General features: G+C 65.4%; 16 protein-coding genes. 10 read left to right on the top strand and 6 right to left on the bottom strand.

Annotated elements, in window-relative coordinates:
- Window positions 1–20: 20 nt before the first annotated feature.
- Both pip and prmC read right to left on the bottom strand, forming a co-directional pair.
- Window positions 21–962 carry a prolyl aminopeptidase gene (gene pip / locus ACCQ06_RS05255; protein WP_316690702.1) on the bottom strand — a complete coding sequence of 314 codons (942 nt, stop codon included), beginning with the start codon at window positions 960–962 and terminating at the stop codon, window positions 21–23.
- Window positions 963–1,100: 138 nt separating this feature from the next.
- Window positions 1,101–1,955, bottom strand: a complete 855-nt coding sequence (gene prmC, locus ACCQ06_RS05250) for a peptide chain release factor N(5)-glutamine methyltransferase (RefSeq protein WP_316690700.1) — start codon at window positions 1,953–1,955, stop codon at window positions 1,101–1,103.
- Window positions 1,956–2,158: 203 nt separating this feature from the next.
- Here prmC and ahpC point away from each other — a divergent pair, with 203 nt between their 5' ends.
- From ahpC to ACCQ06_RS05220, 6 genes are all read left to right on the top strand, one after another.
- Window positions 2,159–2,722: an alkyl hydroperoxide reductase subunit C gene (gene ahpC / locus ACCQ06_RS05245; protein WP_010381556.1), complete on the top strand. Its 564-nt coding sequence runs from the start codon at window positions 2,159–2,161 to the stop codon at window positions 2,720–2,722.
- A gap of 190 nt (window positions 2,723–2,912) precedes the next feature.
- Window positions 2,913–4,505 carry an alkyl hydroperoxide reductase subunit F gene (gene ahpF / locus ACCQ06_RS05240; protein WP_104614953.1) on the top strand — a complete coding sequence of 531 codons (1,593 nt, stop codon included), beginning with the start codon at window positions 2,913–2,915 and terminating at the stop codon, window positions 4,503–4,505.
- Window positions 4,506–4,595: 90 nt separating this feature from the next.
- The gene (locus ACCQ06_RS05235) at window positions 4,596–5,537 is read left to right on the top strand and encodes a LysR substrate-binding domain-containing protein (protein ID WP_228324050.1); all 942 of its coding nucleotides are present in this window, start codon (window positions 4,596–4,598) and stop codon (window positions 5,535–5,537) included.
- 393 nt (window positions 5,538–5,930) lie between these two features.
- Window positions 5,931–6,371, top strand: coding sequence for a nucleoside diphosphate kinase regulator (rnk, locus tag ACCQ06_RS05230; RefSeq protein ID WP_055851460.1), 441 nt, complete (start codon window positions 5,931–5,933; stop codon window positions 6,369–6,371).
- 51 nt (window positions 6,372–6,422) lie between these two features.
- A complete protein-coding gene (gene tal / locus ACCQ06_RS05225; protein ID WP_316690634.1) occupies window positions 6,423–7,391 on the top strand; it encodes a transaldolase in 969 nt (322 codons plus the stop codon).
- Window positions 7,392–7,792: 401 nt separating this feature from the next.
- Window positions 7,793–8,362 carry a type 1 glutamine amidotransferase family protein gene (locus tag ACCQ06_RS05220; protein WP_104614950.1) on the top strand — a complete coding sequence of 190 codons (570 nt, stop codon included), beginning with the start codon at window positions 7,793–7,795 and terminating at the stop codon, window positions 8,360–8,362.
- Window positions 8,363–8,680: 318 nt separating this feature from the next.
- Here ACCQ06_RS05220 and msrA read toward each other — a convergent pair whose 3' ends face one another.
- Entirely contained in the window at window positions 8,681–9,331 is a 651-nt protein-coding gene (gene msrA, locus ACCQ06_RS05215) for a peptide-methionine (S)-S-oxide reductase MsrA (protein ID WP_104614949.1), read from the bottom strand.
- 96 nt (window positions 9,332–9,427) lie between these two features.
- Window positions 9,428–9,943 carry an SgcJ/EcaC family oxidoreductase gene (locus ACCQ06_RS05210; protein WP_316690633.1) on the bottom strand — a complete coding sequence of 172 codons (516 nt, stop codon included), beginning with the start codon at window positions 9,941–9,943 and terminating at the stop codon, window positions 9,428–9,430.
- Window positions 9,944–10,068: 125 nt separating this feature from the next.
- Here ACCQ06_RS05210 and ACCQ06_RS05205 point away from each other — a divergent pair, with 125 nt between their 5' ends.
- Genes ACCQ06_RS05205 through ACCQ06_RS05195 form a run of 3 tightly spaced genes read left to right on the top strand, consistent with a single transcriptional unit; the run spans window position 10,069 to window position 13,144 of the window.
- Window positions 10,069–10,776 carry a helix-turn-helix transcriptional regulator gene (locus tag ACCQ06_RS05205; RefSeq protein WP_316690632.1) on the top strand — a complete coding sequence of 236 codons (708 nt, stop codon included), beginning with the start codon at window positions 10,069–10,071 and terminating at the stop codon, window positions 10,774–10,776.
- Entirely contained in the window at window positions 10,773–12,683 is a 1,911-nt protein-coding gene (locus ACCQ06_RS05200) for an ATP-binding protein (protein WP_316690631.1), read from the top strand. Before ACCQ06_RS05205 ends, ACCQ06_RS05200 begins: the two co-directional genes overlap by 4 nt.
- Window positions 12,680–13,144 (top strand): response regulator, encoded by a 465-nt coding sequence (locus tag ACCQ06_RS05195; protein ID WP_104614945.1) that lies wholly within the window; start codon window positions 12,680–12,682, stop codon window positions 13,142–13,144. The genes ACCQ06_RS05200 and ACCQ06_RS05195 overlap by 4 nt, the downstream gene beginning before the upstream one ends.
- A gap of 85 nt (window positions 13,145–13,229) precedes the next feature.
- Here the strand turns inward: ACCQ06_RS05195 and ACCQ06_RS05190 are convergent, their stop codons facing one another.
- Window positions 13,230–13,460, bottom strand: a complete 231-nt coding sequence (locus ACCQ06_RS05190) for a putative signal transducing protein (RefSeq protein ID WP_104614944.1) — start codon at window positions 13,458–13,460, stop codon at window positions 13,230–13,232.
- Complete coding sequence (locus ACCQ06_RS05185; RefSeq protein WP_228324055.1) at window positions 13,460–14,101, bottom strand: glutathione S-transferase family protein; 642 nt, start codon at window positions 14,099–14,101, stop codon at window positions 13,460–13,462. Before ACCQ06_RS05185 ends, ACCQ06_RS05190 begins: the two co-directional genes overlap by 1 nt.
- A 305-nt stretch (window positions 14,102–14,406) precedes the next feature.
- Here ACCQ06_RS05185 and ACCQ06_RS05180 point away from each other — a divergent pair, with 305 nt between their 5' ends.
- On the top strand, window positions 14,407–16,146 hold the full coding sequence (locus tag ACCQ06_RS05180) for a glutamine--tRNA ligase/YqeY domain fusion protein (RefSeq protein WP_316690629.1): 1,740 nt from the start codon (window positions 14,407–14,409) through the stop codon (window positions 16,144–16,146).
- Window positions 16,147–16,194: the final 48 nt, after the last annotated feature.

Below are 16,194 nucleotides of genomic sequence, written 5' to 3'. Positions count from 1 at the left end.
CCTGTGCCCGACGGCGTCGCTCAAACGAACCCGTCGGTCGCGCGCACCAGTGCATCGACATTTTCCGGCTCGAAGGCCGAATGTCCCGATGCCGGGCTGATCTGCAGCTGCGCCTTCGGCCAGACCTTGTGCAGGTCCCAGGCGCTTTGCAGTGGGCACACCACATCGTAGCGGCCATGCACGATCACGCCGGGGATGTCGGCAATGCGGTGCGCATCGCGCAACAACTGGCCTTCCACCTCGAAGAAGCCCTTGTTGACGAAGTAGTGGTTTTCGATACGGGCGAAGGCCAACGCAAAGTGCGCGTCTTCATGCCCGGTAACGAAGTCTTCGTCCACATGCAAAAAGCTGGTGGCGCCTTCCCACACGCTCCAGGCCTTGGCGGCGGCCAGGCGCGTGGCCTCGTCGTCGCTGGTCAGGCGGCGATGGAAGGCGGCGACCAGATCGCCGCGTTCGTCGGCCGGGATGGCGTTGATGTAGTGCTCCCATGCATCCGGGAACAGCCGGCTGGCGCCTTCCTGATAGAACCAGTCCAACTCGAAACGACGCAGCAAAAAGATGCCGCGCAGCACCAGTTCGGTGACCTGCTGCGGGTGGGTTTGCGCATACGCCAAGGCCAGCGTCGAGCCCCAGCTGCCGCCGAACACCTGCCAGCGGTCGATGCCCAACTGCGTGCGCAAGCGCTCGATGTCGGCGACCAGATCCCAGGTGGTGTTGTCGGTGAGATCGGCATGCGGGGTGGACCGGCCGGAACCGCGCTGATCGAACAGCACGATGCGGTACTTGGCCGGGTCGTGGAAGCGCCGCATTTTGGCGTTGCAGCCGCCGCCCGGGCCGCCGTGCAGCATTACCACCGGCTTGCCCTGCGGGTTGCCGCACTGTTCGAAGTACAGCGTGTGGCGGTCGTCGACCTTCAGACTGCTCTGTTCGTAGGGCGTGATCTCGGGATAGAGCGTGCGCATGCGTCGGTCCTGGGCGAAAACCCGCATTGTAGCGATCGACGATGGAGCCGACGGCTGCGTCTTCCCGTGGCGAGGTGTGACTGCGCAGGCCGGCGCGCAATGCCGGCGTGACCACCAACGCTGCGTCATCCACCAGCATCACCGCATAGTCCCCTCCTCCCAGCAGCCCAACGTCACACGATCGCGCTGTTCCAGATCCTGATGCGTGGCCACCTGCGTAAACCCGCGCGTGCGCAGCAACTCGGCCACGGCCGCGCCCTGATCCCAGCCATGCTCCAGCAGCAACCAGCCGCCTGCGCGCAGATGGCCGGGCGCATCGGCCACGATCAAGCGAATGTCGTCCAGCCCGTCGCTGCCCGATGCCAGCGCGCTGGCCGGCTCGTGGCGCAGATCGCCCTGCGCAAGATGCGGGTCGCCGGCTGCGATATACGGCGGATTGCTGGCGATCAGATCGAAGCGCTCGCCGGCCAGCGGCGCGAACCAGCTGCCGTGGCGGCAGTGCACGTTCGATAGGCGGTGACTGTCGGCGTTGCGCTGGGCGATGGCGAGCGCGGCCGCGCTGGCGTCGGTGGCGATCACCTGCGCCTGCGGCCGCTCGCTGGCGATCGCCAGCGCGATCGCGCCGCTGCCGGTACCAAGATCGGCCACGCGCCGGCCGGGCGCCTGGTCCAGCCGTTCCAGCGCCAGCTCGACCAACGCTTCGGTGTCGGCACGCGGAATCAGCGTGGCCGTGGAGACGGCCAGGTCCAGGGTCCAGAACCCGCGCGAACCGGTCAGGTAGGCCACGGGCTCGCCCGCCTGCCGCCGCTGCACCAAGGCGTCGAAGGCCTGCGCGACGGTCGGCGGCACCGGGTCGCGGCCGTGCGCGAAGAGCCAGGCGCGGTCGCGGCCCAGTGCATGCAGCAGCAGCGGCTCGGCATCGGCACGCTCGATCCGCAGCGCGGCCTGCCGCAGCAGCTGTTCGGCGGGGATGCCTGCAGGATCGTCGCTCATACGAATCATTCACTTGTGCGAAACATCGGCCGACCATTATCGGAGATGGAACGGCCTACCCGCAGCGCCAGATGCCGTCTGCAAAATCGATAGCCAAAACCTATCTATGCAATTCCATCAATCGATTTGAGATATCTATCGATCCTGCCTACCATGGCCACTGTTCCATCCCCCGCCCCCCTTTCATCGCACGAGGAAACTCAATGTCTCTCATCAACACCCAGGTCCAGCCGTTCAAGGCGAATGCGTACCACAACGGCAACTTCATCGAAGTCACCGAGGCCAGCCTGAAGGGCAAGTGGTCGGTGCTGATCTTCATGCCGGCTGCATTCACCTTCAATTGCCCGACCGAAGTGGAAGACGCCGCCGACAACTATGCCGCGTTCCAGAAGGCTGGCGCCGAGGTGTACATCGTCACCACCGACACGCATTTCTCGCACAAGGTGTGGCACGAGACCTCGCCGGCCGTGGGCAAGGCGAAGTTCCCGCTGATCGGCGACCCGGCCCACAAGCTGACCCGCGCCTTTGGCGTGCACATTGAAGAAGAAGGCCTGGCCCTGCGCGGCACCTTCATCATCAATCCGGAAGGCGTGATCAAGACCCTGGAAATCCACGACAACTCGATCGCCCGCGACGTCACCGAGACGCTGCGCAAGCTGACCGCAGCACAGTTCGTGGCCAACAACCCTGGCCAGGTCTGCCCGGCCAAGTGGAAGGAAGGCGCCAAGACCCTGGCTCCGTCGCTGGACCTGGTCGGCAAGATCTAAGCCGCCGCGCATCCCTGGCCCGGTCCATCGGGCCGGGGGTGAACCGGAGCCGGTGCCGGGCTGCCCGCCAGCCATCGCCAGCACGCATCCCGACCTCGCGCCGGCTGCGGTTCACCTCCTTCCTTCCCCGGCGGCCTGCCCTGCGGCAGCGACGCCACGCCCTCCCCTTGCCCATTCCCAGGAGTTTTCCATGTTGGATGCCAATCTCAAGACCCAGCTGACCGCCTACCTGGAACGGGTGACGCGCCCGATCCAGATCCATGCGTCGATCGACGACAGCACCGGCTCGCGCGAAATGCTCGACCTACTCGAAGACCTGGTGCTGCTGTCGGACAAGATCAGCCTGGACGTCCACCGCGACGATAACCAGCGCAAGCCGTCGTTCGCGCTGACCACCCCGGGCCAGGATATCTCGCTGCGGTTTGCCGGCCTGCCGATGGGCCACGAGTTCACCTCGCTGGTGCTGGCGCTGCTGCAGGTCGGCGGCCATCCGTCCAAGGCCACCGCCGAGCTGATCGAGCAGGTGCAGCATCTGGATGGCGACTACCAGTTCGAAACCTATTTTTCGCTGTCTTGCCAGAACTGCCCGGACGTGGTGCAGGCGCTGAATCTGGCGGCCGTGCTCAACCCGCGCATCAAGCATGTCGCCATCGATGGCGCATGGTTCCAGGACGAGGTCGAAACCCGCCAGATCATGTCGGTGCCCACCGTCTACTTGAACGGCGAGCTGTTCGACCAGGGCCGCATGACGCTGGAGCAGATCGTCGCCAAGCTCGACACCAACGCCGCCAAGCGCGACGCTGCCAAGATCGCCGCCAAGGAGGCCTTCGACGTGCTGGTGGTCGGCGGTGGCCCGGCAGGCTCGGCAGCGGCGGTGTATGCCGCGCGCAAGGGCATCCGCACCGGTGTGGCCGCCGAGCGTTTCGGTGGGCAGGTGCTGGACACCATGTCGATTGAAAATTTCATCTCCGTGCCGGAAACCGAAGGCCCGAAGATGGCCGCCGCGCTCGAACAGCACGTGCGTCAATACGATGTGGACATCATGAATCTGCAGCGCGCCGAGCAGCTGATCCCGGCCGGTGCCGACGGCCTGATCGAGATCAAGCTGGCCAATGGCGCCTCGCTCAAGAGCAAGACCGTGATCCTGTCCACCGGTGCGCGCTGGAGGCAGATGAACGTGCCGGGCGAAGATCAATACAAGAACAAGGGCGTGGCCTATTGCCCGCACTGCGATGGCCCGCTGTTCAAGGGCAAGCGCGTGGCGGTGATCGGCGGCGGCAATTCGGGCGTGGAAGCGGCGATCGATCTGGCCGGCATCGTGGCGCATGTCACGCTGGTGGAATTCGACGACAAGCTGCGCGCCGATGAAGTGCTGCAGCGCAAGCTACGCAGCCTGCACAACGTGCGCATCATCACCAGCGCGCAGACCACCGAAGTGCTGGGCGACGGGCAGAAGGTCACCGGCCTGGTCTACAAGGACCGCACCGGCGGCGATATCCAGCACATCGATCTGGAAGGTGTGTTCGTGCAGATCGGCCTGCTGCCCAACACAGAGTTCCTGCGCGGCACGGTCGAGCTGTCGTCGCGCGGCGAGATCATCGTCGACGACCGCGGCCAGACCAGCGTGCCCGGCGTGTTTGCGGCAGGCGATGCCACCACGGTGCCGTACAAGCAGATCGTGATCGCAATGGGCGAAGGCTCCAAGGCCGCACTGAGCGCATTCGATCACCTGATCCGCTCCAGCGCACCGGTCAGCGCCGAAAACGTTGCGCAAGCCGCGTAAGCGCAAGCGCAGCCATCGCCCGGCCATGCCGGGCGCTAAGCTGGATCACGCGTCAGTCGTTAACCGTCACCGCCTTGAGGGCTGCTGCACATGAATCTGCGTGACCTGAAATATCTGGTAGCCCTGGCTGACCACAAGCATTTCGGCCGCGCCGCGACGGCGTGTTTTGTCAGTCAACCGACGCTGTCCACCCAGATCAAGAAACTCGAAGACGAGCTGGGTGTGCCGCTGGTGGAACGCGCACCACGCAAGGTGATGTTGACGCCGGCCGGCCGCGAAGCGGCGATGCGCGCGCGCGGCATCGTTGCCGAAGTGGAACAGATGAAGGAAGCCGCACGCCGCAGCCAGGACCCGGAGGCGGGCACCGTGCGGCTGGGCATCTTCCCCACGCTGGCGCCGTATCTGTTGCCGCATGTGGTGCCGCGCATCCGCGAGCGCTTCCCGCGCCTGGAGCTGCTGTTGATCGAAGAAAAAAGCGATCAGCTGATACACCAGCTGCGCGAGGGCCGCCTGGATGCGGCGCTGCTGGCGCTACCGTTGCAGGACGACCAGTTGCATGCCGAATTTCTGTTCGAAGAACCCTTCGTGCTGGCGGTGCCGGAGGGCCACCCGCTGTCGCGCCACGACAGCATGACGCTGGACGATCTGTCCGAACAGCGCCTGTTGTTGCTGGAAGACGGCCACTGCCTGCGCGAACAGGCGCTGGATGTCTGCCATCTGGCCGGTGCGCTGGAAAAGTCGGAATTCCAGGCCACCAGTCTTGAGACCCTGCGTCAGATGGTGGCCGCCAATGTCGGCGTCACCCTGCTGCCGCTGCTGGCAGTCAAACCGCCGGTGGCCCGGTCGGAAAACATCCGCCTGATCCGCTTCCGCGAAGACAAGCAACCCAGCCGTCGCATTGCCATGGCCTGGCGTCGCAGCTCGGCCATGACTGCTTTCCTGGAGCAGTTGTCGCAGTTGTTCAAGGAATTGCCGGACAGCCTGTTTACGCTGGATCAACCTGCGACCGGCCCCAAGGCGGTTGCGGCTTAGGGAATCGGGAATCGGGAATCGTAAAAGCGTTTCACGGATGTGGTCGCTTCGCGCGACATTCGTAGACAACACACATTGGCGGCGCGGAAGCGGCGCCTTTGGTTTTTCTTCAGCTGCTGTTTTTGTACCTCTGCAGATTCATCTGTGCAGCCACTTCCGTCTGGTGGCGTACATGCGCGGCGTTCGATCCGGCCATCTGCGCCCTGGAATTCGCTCACCGCGCTCGCTTGATCGCCTCGTTAACGCCAGTGGCTTGAAAAAAGAACCGCGTCGGCCTGAGACAAGTCACCGCACGTTTCCGCCGGGCAGCATGTATTGGGATCGGCCAACGGCGCCCTCATCTTGTCGGTGCCGCTTGCCATGTTGGCGAGCCGTATTCGTCAGGAGAGTGCCATGACTTCGCAACATCACAGCGGCTTGCCGCCATCGATCCTTGTCTCCAGCCACGACCTCGCCCGGCTTGAGGCCTTGCTCGATTCCCCCGCGTTCAACAAGCATCCCGCCGCCACTGCGCTGAGCGACGAACTGGGCCGCGCACGCGTGCTGCCGCCCGACCAGATTCCCGGCGATGTCGTCACCATGCACTCGCGCATCGAATGCGAAGACCAGCTGCACGGCGAACGGCATACGCTTACCCTCGTGTACCCGCATGAGGCCGATGTCCAGCACAGCCGCATCTCGGTGCTCGCGCCGGTCGGCAGTGCGCTGCTCGGCCTGTCGGTTGGCCAGAGCATCGACTGGCGCACGCCTGACGGGCGCGACCTGCGCCTGCGCGTGACCGCAGTGCACGATCAACCCGCTGCTGCGGGCGACTTCCAGCGCGCGGCGCGCTAACGTAACGCGCTGTGTCATCCCCGACCCGTTCCACGATTCGAGAGAACCCGCATGACTGCATCCCCCTCCAAGCTTGCCCAACTGCGCGACCTGTCTGTGGTCGTTGCCGACACCGGCGATTACGACGCGATCAAGCGCCTGAAGCCGGTCGACTGCACCACCAATCCTACCCTGGTCAAAAAGGCGCTGGACCTGCCGGTCTATGCCGACCTGATCGAGCGCGAACTGGCCTGGGGCCGCGAGCACGGCGGCGACGATCGCACTGCCACCATCCACGAGGTCGCCGACCGCCTGACCATCGGCGTGGGCGTCAAGCTGGCCGAACTGGTGCCGGGGCGCGTGTCCACCGAAGTGGACGCCGACCTGGCCCACGACACCGAAGCCACCATCGCCAAGGCGCGCAAGTTCATTGCGATGTACGCCGAACGTGGCGTGTCCAAGGACAAGATCCTGATCAAGATCGCAGCGACCTGGGAAGGCATCGAAGCCGCCCGTCAGCTGCAACGCGAAGGCATCGACTGCAACCTCACCCTGATCTTCAACCGCTCCCAGGCGCTGGCCTGCGCAGAAGCCGGCGTGTTCCTGATCTCTCCGTTCGTGGGCCGCATCCTGGATTACTACGTCGCGCAAGGCCAGACCCCGGCCAGCATCGACGAAGATCCGGGCGTGGTGTTCGTGCGCACCGTCTACGACGAATTCAAGCGGCGCGGCTCGTCCACCGTGGTGATGGGCGCCTCGTTCCGCTCTACGGCGCAGATCGAAGCGCTGGCCGGCTGCGACCGCCTGACCATCTCGCCGGACCTGTTGGAAAAGCTCGACGCCGAACACGGCGAGTTGCCGCGCAAGCTCTCGCCGGCCAAGGCCGACAATGCGCAGATCACCCCGATCAACAGCGACAGCTTCGCCACCGACCTGGCCGCCGACCCGATGGCCACCGAAAAGCTGGCCAGCGGCATCGACACCTTCGCCAAGGATCTGCAGGCCCTGCGCAAGACCATCGCCGACAAGCTGGCCGGCTGATCGTCTTAGCGTACAAGCGCGACCAACAACGCCTGCAGCCGATGCTGCGGGCGTTGTCATTTCCGACGTGCAGCGGGGATCGCACTGCGGTGTTCAAGCCTGCGCGGACACGACGGCCCGCAACGCGCAAGCCACTGCCGCTGCGTCGCGCACCTCTCTGACGCTGGTACACGCTGTGTATCGAGTTAAAGCAGGTAACGCGACGGATCCGATCGACACCGCGTGTCTCGCAGATCGTTGCCATCCTCCACCGCCCCGCGCATCGCGCAGGCAACCTCCGTTCGAGCAGCCGATGGATCAGATCGCGATCCGGCCGCCCGCCTGTCTGTCTGCACACCCTGCTTACAATCGCCGCGCGCGCACTGCCTAGAATCCGGGTACCTCAACTGGCGTAGCGGACAATGGCAAACATTGCAGTGGTGATGGTCGACGGCGTGGCCGATTGGGAAATCGGTGTGGTGCTGCCAGCGGCGCGCGAATGGTTTGGCGATCAGGTGGTCATTGCCAGCATCGATGGCCAGCCGGTGCAGTCCATCGGCGGTCTGCGCATCACTCCGGAATTTGCGCTTTCGGATCTGGCGCCGCTGGATGCCGACCTGTGGATATTGCCCGGCAGCGAGCGCTGGCAGGCGGGGGAAATCCCCGGCTTGAGTGGTCTGTTGGTGGAGCGCGTGCAACACCAGCGTCCGGTCGCGGCGATCTGCGGCGCCACCATCGCGCTGGCCTATGCCGGCCTGCTCGACGACCGCGCACATACCAGCAACACGCTGGCATTCTTGCAGGAACACGTGGTGCCGTATGCCGGCGCCGCACAGTATCGCCACGAAAAAGTCGTTACCGCCGACAGCGTGATTACCGCACCAGGCACCAGCCCGGTCGGCTTTGCGCTGGCCTGCATGCGTTTGCTGCATCCCGAACGCACCGAGACGCTCGCGCAGCTGCGCGGCATGTTTGCCGGCGAATTCGTCTGATCCAACGGACTCAAGCACGCCTAGCGCATTGGCTGCATGCAATGACTGCTGCGATTCGCCGCACCGACGCATTGCAGCAATTGGCTGCAATGATCCGCTGGGCCAGTTCGCCTATCAGGCACACATGGTAGTGGCGGCGCGCCTTGCGCACGCCACACAAAAAAAGATGGCCACGCCGTCTCCGACGCAGCCATTCAAGTTGCCTGGCATGCACTCCCATGCGCGCCTGATCGTGATAACGCTGCCGGTCACTGTTGGCCATCGGCACGCTGCCACGATCACGTGGTTGTCAGCGTTTCAATCCGGCCCGCCTTTCCGTCAGGCATCCAGCCCGATCGGGCAGCTCACTCCCGTGCCGCCAAGCCCGCAATAGCCATTGGGGTGCTTGGCGAGATACTGCTGGTGATCGTCTTCGGCGTAGTAGAACGTGGGCGCCGGGAAACGGATCTCCGTGGTGATTGCGCCATACCCTGCAGCATCCAGCTGCTGCTGATAGGCGTCGCGGCTGGCGAGTGCCGCATCGTATTGCGCCTGCGTCGTGCAATAGATCGCCGAGCGGTATTGCGTGCCGACATCGTTGCCCTGCTGCATGCCCTGGGTGGGGTCGTGGCTTTCCCAGAACGTGCGCAGCAACTGCGCAAACGACACCGACGTTTCGTCGTACACCACCAACACCGCTTCGGTATGGCCGGTCTGTCCGGAACACACTTCGGAGTAGGTCGCATTAGGTGTCTCACCGCCGGCATAGCCCACTGCGGTGGTGTACACCCCCGGCACGTTCCAGAACTTGCGTTCTGCGCCCCAGAAGCAACCAAGCCCGAATTGCACCTGGGCCAGGCCGGTAAATTCCCCGCGCAACGGGTGACCGTTGATCAGGTGCGTGTTATGCAACGGCAGCGCTTGCTCGCGGCCAGGCAGTGCCTCGCCCGGACGTGGCATGCGTTGTTTGAAGGCGCCGATTCCCAGCATGGTGCAACTCCGCAATCGTGAGGATTGCCTGCTGGATGGCGCCGGCCGCAGCAGCTTTCAAGCCTGCCCGGCCGGCGCGCGTTGCCGATGCAGCACTTACTTGGTCTTGGCGACTGCCGCTCGCGTGTCCACTTCCGGCATCGCCGAGCTGTGGTGGTTGATGATCAGCCACTTGCCGTCGCGCTTTTCGTACACGAAGGTGTAGCGCGCCTGCACATTGCTCTTCTTGCCGGCCTCGTCGGTCAGCGTGAAGGTGTACACGCCGGCATCCACCGCGCTGTCGTCATCGAGCACGCGCACGGTGCGGTAATTGACCACGCCCTGCGGCTTTTTGGTCAGGAACATCTCGAAGTACTTTTCGATCTGCTCGCGCGAGGCACGCACTTCGTTGGAGACCGTCGGCAGCAGCACGCCATCGGGTGCGTACAGATCGGCCACCTTGTGCGGGTTGCCCGTCGCCAGCGCGGCGTTCCAGGTATCGAACAGCGCGGCGACTTCACGTGCTTCACCGTCGACAGGCAGCGCCGCCTTTTCGGTGTAATGCATCACGCCGGCGGCCAGCGCCGGGGTGGCAGCCAGAGCCAAAGCCAGAGAGAACAGGGTGCGACGCATGGGAAATCTCCGTTGGGTTGTTGTGGGGTGCCTCATCGGGCGAGCTCAGTATCGAAATCCAGCAGCCCCAACAATTCTGCCGATTGGCATATACTCAAATATGCTGATCGGCCTAGAGCGAACCCATGGAAACCCCTACCAATGCTGGCGATTGGCGCCTGAGCTTGCGACGCGAGGCCTCCGATAGCGCACGTTGGCAGGCGTTATGGGAGGCGGCCGTGGCGCTGCGTCAGGCGAACACGCCCGAGCACGCCTGCGATGCAGTGCTTGGCCGCGTGCTGCTGTTGCTGGGCCTGGAACACGGTGCTGTGCTGGCGCAGCGCGAACCGCGCGCGCAAGTGCTTGCCAGCCGCGGGCGGGCACTGCCGCCCGGTGCCAGTGCGGCCGGCGACGGCCACGAAGCCGCCTGGTTGATGCCGCCGCGCCCCAGCGACATACGCGAGGCCAAGGTGCCGATCCATGCACTGGGAACGACCCACGGCATGCTGTGCGTGGCCTGGAACGACAACCGCCCCGCGCCCGGCAACGACGACGTTCAGGCGCTGCAGGCCTTCGCACTGCTGCTGCCGGCGATGGTGGCCGAACCGGCCAAGCCGATCGCCACGCGTCGGCGCAAACCGATGCAGGACGACCGCCTCAGCGCGCTGAGCAAGCGCGAAAAACAGGTGCTCTCACTGCTCCCGCGCGGACTCACTAACGCGACGCTCGCAGCTGAACTGGGGATTTCTCCCGGCACGGTAAAAGTGCATGTGGAGCGAATCCTGCAGAAACTTGAGGTAAAAGATCGCACCCAGGCCGCGGTGTACGCGGTCCAAGCCGGACTCGCGCTATGAATGCATTGGCGGTGCGTTGGAACGATTGGCCGATCACCCGCAAGAGCCTGGCGGTGGTGACCCTGCCGCTGCTGTTGCTGGCCGTGGCACTGATGGCGATCTACAGCGTGGAGCGGCAGAACATCGCCGCCGAAAACGACGTGCGCCAAACCTTGGAAGTGTTGAGCGATCTGTACGAAGCACATGCGCTATTGGCCGAAACCGCAGCAGGTGTGCGCGGCTATCGCCTGGTGCGCCGCGATGAATTCCTTACCCCTTACCGCGATGCCGAACCGCGGTTGCAACGCGTGGCCGAACGGCTCTCGCAACGCATCACCGACCCGGTGCAGGCGCAACGGTTTGCGCGCATCAAGCCGCTGTTTGCGGAAAAAATGCAGGGTTGGCGGCGGTTGCTGGCCCCGGACCTGAGCCGCGAAGAAGAGATCCGTCAGCTCTGGGACGGCAAGTACAAGCTCGACATCCTGCGTGCGGAACTGCGCGAGTTGCGCAACTACGAAACCGCGCAGTTGCAAGTGCGCACCGCCAAGGCGCAAGGGCTGCGCCAGCGCAATCTGATCATCACCCTGAGCGCGGCCATGCTCGGCGGCCTGGGCGCGGTGTTTGCGGTGGCGTGGTTCGCCTCGGCCTTGTCCGGGCGGCTGCGCACGCTGGCGGCCAACGCCGACCGCCTGGGCGAAGGCCTGCCGCTGGCGCCGCAACCGCGCGCCGGCGATGAGTTGGGCCAGGTCGGCCAGCGGCTGGCGCAGGCCAGCGAACTGTTGGCCGCACGCGCGGCCGAAGCGCAACTGGCACGGCGCGAGGCAGAAACCGCCAACCGCGCGAAAACCGAATTTCTCTCGCGCAGCAGCCATGAACTGCGTACGCCGCTCAACGCGATTCTGGGCTATGCGCAGGTGCTGGAAATGGACCTGCCCGAACCGGGCCACCGCCGCCATCTGCAGCACATCCTGGGCGCCGGCCGGCACTTGCTGGGGCTGATCACCGAGTTGCTGGACATCGCGCGGATCGAAGCCGATCAACTGGATCTGAGCCCGGAACCCATCTCGGTGCGCGCCGCCGTGCACGAAGCGCTGGGCCTGATCGCGCCGGATGCCGACAAGTACGGCATCGCGTTGCAGCCGGCCGCCATCGAAGGGCCGTGGACGGTCCGCGCCGACGCGCAGCGGCTGCGTCAGGTGCTGCTCAATCTGCTGTCGAACGCGGTCAAGTTCAATCGCCCCGGCGGCCAGGTGCAGGTCACCGCACAGGCAGATGGCGAACAGGTGCGCATCACCGTGGCCGACCAGGGCACGGGGCTGACGCCGGCGCAGATCGAGCGCTTGTTCACGCCGTTCGAGCGACTGGGTGCCGAGCGCTCGGCGGTGGAAGGGACCGGTCTGGGCCTGGCACTGAGCAAGCGTTTGATCGAGGCGATGGGTGGGCAGATCGGCGTGGACAGCAGCCGCGATGGCGCACGGTTCTGGATCTCGCTGCCGCAGGGCGAGCCGCAACGCAGCGAGCCGGCTCGCACCCTGCTGCCGCCCAGCACCAGCGGCAGTGGGGTGTGCCGGCTGCTGAGCATCGAGGACAATCCGTCCAACCAGGCGCTGATCCGCACCCTCACCGAGCGTCGCCCGCAATGGCAGTTGCTCGAAGCCGCCAGCCTGGCGCAGGCGCGCGACTTGCTGCAGCACGGCGTGCCGGATCTGATCCTGCTGGATCTGCACCTGAGCGACGGCAACGGCGAGGAGCTGTTGCGCGAGTTGCAGGCGCAACCGGCCACGGCGCAGGTGCCGGTGGTGGTGATCAGCGCCGATGCCACCACCGCCACCCTGGCGCGCGTCGGCAATCAGGGCGTGCGTGCGTATCTGACCAAACCGCTCGACGTGGCGGAATTCTTCACCGTGATCGACAGGTTGCTGGCATGACACGCGACGAAATTTTGGGCTCCCGCATCCTCATCGTCGACGACGAGCCGGCCAATGTGCGGCTGCTCGAAGACCTGCTGCAGCGCGAAGGCTTTCAGCAGGTCATCGCCACCACCGACCCGCTGCGGGTCATGGGGCTGGTGTCGGCATTCGCGCCGGACCTGATCCTGCTGGATCTGAAGATGCCCGAGCTGGACGGTTACGCGCTGCTGGAGCAGCTGGCGCGGCTCTCCGACCCAGGGCATTTTTTGCCGGTGATCGTGCTCACCGCCGACCCCAGCCGCAGCGCGCGCCATCGCGCCCTGGGCCTGGGCGCCAAGGACTTCTTGACCAAGCCGCTGGATACCTTCGAAGTCGCGCTGCGGGTCTGGAACGTGGCCGAAACCACGGTGCTGTTCAAACGCCTGCGCGCGCTGGCTGCGCCAGAGGCCGCGCCGCCAGGATGGCGTCAGCCGGAATGATGCCTGCGCGTCGTAGGAGCGCGCCTGGGCGCGATGGGGCTTTGCCGATAAACGCCACATCGCGCCCGGGTGCGCTCCTGCAACGCTACAGCGCGCGGGTGACCTCGCCGCACAGGCCGATCTCGGCCAGCACGGTCTGCGCCTGACTCAGATGGATGTCGGCCACGCACACCTGCAGCACGCCGAAGGCCGGCAATTCGCCGGCGCCACCCAGCAGCGATTCGCCGAACACGAAGGCGGTGATGCCGGCATCTTCCAGCGCGTGCTTGGCCAGATGCGCATCGATGATGTGACTGGCGCGATAGGCGATCTGCATCAGCCGCGCTCCGCGCGTTCGCGTTCTGCGCCGTTGCGCCATTCGCGCAGCGCCGGCAGCGCATCCAGGGCGGCCAGGTAATCGCCGGCGGCCTCGAACAGCGGTACGCCATAGCTGGCAAAGCGCAGCGCCACCGGGGCATACATCGCATCGACGATGCCGAATTCGCCGCACAGGAAGTTGCCGGCATGGCCGTGCTCGGCGCGCAGACTGGCCCATAACGCCTGGATACGGGTGATGTCGCGCTCGGCCGCCGCATCCCACTGCGCCGGACCAGGCGGACGCGCTAGATCCATCGGCAGTTGCGTGCGCAGGGCGGCAAAGCCCGAATGCATTTCGGCCGCAGCCGCGCGCGCCTGGGCACGCACCGCCAGGTCCGCGGGCCAGCCGCGGCCGTCGAGCCAGCGTTCGTTGATGTATTCGCAAATCGCCAGCGAATCCCAGACATGCAGGGTGTCGTCCCACAGCACCGGCACCTTGCGGGTGGGCGAATACCCGGCGATGCGCGACTGAAACTCGGGCGTGTCCAGCGGCAGGCAGACTTCCTCGAACGGCACCTGGAAATGCCGCAATAGCAGCCACGGTCGCAACGACCAGGAAGACAGGGTTTTGTCGCCGATCACCAGGCGGGGCAAAGGCATGCGCAGCTCGCTGCAGAGGGTCGGCGCAGCGTACGCGTCGGGGCCGGCGACCGCCAGCGGTGGACGATCGGGCGCTGCCAGCGCCTTTCACGCAGCATCGCAAGCGCATCACTGCCCGCCACACCTTGCGACCCTGGAGAATGCCCATCGCACCACCGGATGGCGCCAGTGGCCGGGACAACAGGGCCGGCTGATGGGCCGAGCGGCGACAGAAAACACCCGCCGACCACGCAACACGCCCAGCCGCCTACCCCTAACCGGTGCCACCGCCTAAACTTGCGGTTTACTTATTGCCGATGCCCCGCATGTCCGAGATTCCAGCCACCGACGCCACCGCCCCGGCGGAGAAGAAAGACTTCATCCGTCAGATCGTTCGCGAGGACCTGGCCAGCGGCAAGCACACGGTCATCCGCACCCGCTTCCCGCCCGAGCCCAATGGCTACCTGCACATCGGCCACGCCAAGGCGATCTGTCTGGACTTCGGCCTGGCAGCCGAGTTCGGCGGGCTGTGCAACTTGCGCCTGGACGATACCAACCCGGCCAAGGAAGACCCCGAGTTTGCCGCCGCCATCCAGGACGACGTGCGCTGGCTGGGCTACGAATGGGCGCAGCTGCGCCACGCGTCGGACTACTTCGAGGTGTACTACCTGGCCGCGCAGAAGCTGATCCGCGACGGCCACGCGTTCGTTTGCGATCTGAGTGCAGAGCAGGTGCGCGAATACCGCGGCACCTTGACCGAGCCGGGCCGCAATTCGCCGTACCGCGAGCGCAGCGTCGAAGAAAACCTTGACCTGTTCGGCCGCATGCGCGCAGGCGAATTTCCCGATGGCGCACGCACGCTGCGCGCCAAGATCGACATGGCCAGCGGCAACATCAACCTGCGCGACCCGGCGCTGTACCGCATCAAGCATGTGGAGCATCAGAACACCGGCAACGCCTGGCCGATCTATCCGATGTACGACTTTGCGCATTCGCTGGGCGATGCGGTGGAAGGCATTACCCACTCGCTGTGCACGCTGGAATTCGAAGACCACCGCCCGTTGTACGACTGGTGCGTGGACAAGGTGGACCTGGCCGGGCATCCAGCGCTGCTGCAGCCGCTGCTGGACAAGGGCCTGCCGCGCGAAGCCGCCAAGCCACGCCAGATCGAGTTTTCGCGCCTGAACATCAACTACACGGTGATGAGCAAGCGCAAGCTCACCGCGCTGGTGGAAGAACAGTTGGTGGATGGCTGGGACGACCCGCGTATGTACACGCTGCAAGGCCTGCGTCGGCGCGGCTATACGCCGGCGGCGATGCGGCTGTTTGTGGACCGGGTGGGCATCAGCAAGCAGAACTCGCTGATCGACTTCTCGGTACTGGAAGGCTGCCTGCGCGACGATCTGGATGCCGCCGCCGCGCGCCGCATGGCGGTGATCGACCCGCTCAAGCTGGTGCTGACCAACCTGCCCGACGGCCATACCGAGACACTGCAGTTCTCCAATCATCCCAAGGACGAGAGCTTCGGCACACGCGAGGTGCCGTTCGCGCGCGAGCTGTGGATCGAGCGCGAGGATTTTGCCGAAGTCCCGCCCAAGGGCTGGAAGCGGCTGGTGCCGGGCGGCGAGATCCGTCTGCGTGGCGCCGGCATCGCGCGCGTGGATGAGGTGATCAAGAACGACGCCGGGCAGATCGTCGAGCTGCGCGGCTGGCTGGATCCAGAGTCGCGCCCGGGCATGGAAGGCGCGAACCGCAAGGTCAAGGGCACCATCCATTGGGTCAGCGCAGTGCACGCGGTGGAAGCGGAAATCCGCCTGTACGACCGTCTGTTTTCGGTGGAAAAGCCCGACGACGAATCCGACGGCAAGACCTACCGCGACTACCTCAACCCCGAGTCCAAGCGCAGCGTGCACGGCTATGTGGAACCGTCGGCGGCGCAGGCGGCAGCGGAGCAGGCGTTTCAGTTCGAACGCACCGGGTATTTCGTGGCCGACCGCCGCGACCACAGCGCGGCCACGCCGGTGTTCAACCGCAGCGTGACCTTGCGCGACACCTGGGCCAAGTGATCGCGGCAGCCACGTCGGCGATGCTTGCTGCAAGGCAGGCGTCGCTGC

It is taken from the genome of Xanthomonas sp. NCPPB 4467 (assembly GCF_041475665.2).
GTDB classification, from domain to species: Bacteria; Pseudomonadota; Gammaproteobacteria; order Xanthomonadales; family Xanthomonadaceae; genus Xanthomonas; species Xanthomonas dyei.
The sequence above is the reverse complement of the archived record's forward strand: the minus strand, read 5'-3'. Positions and strand labels throughout refer to the sequence as shown.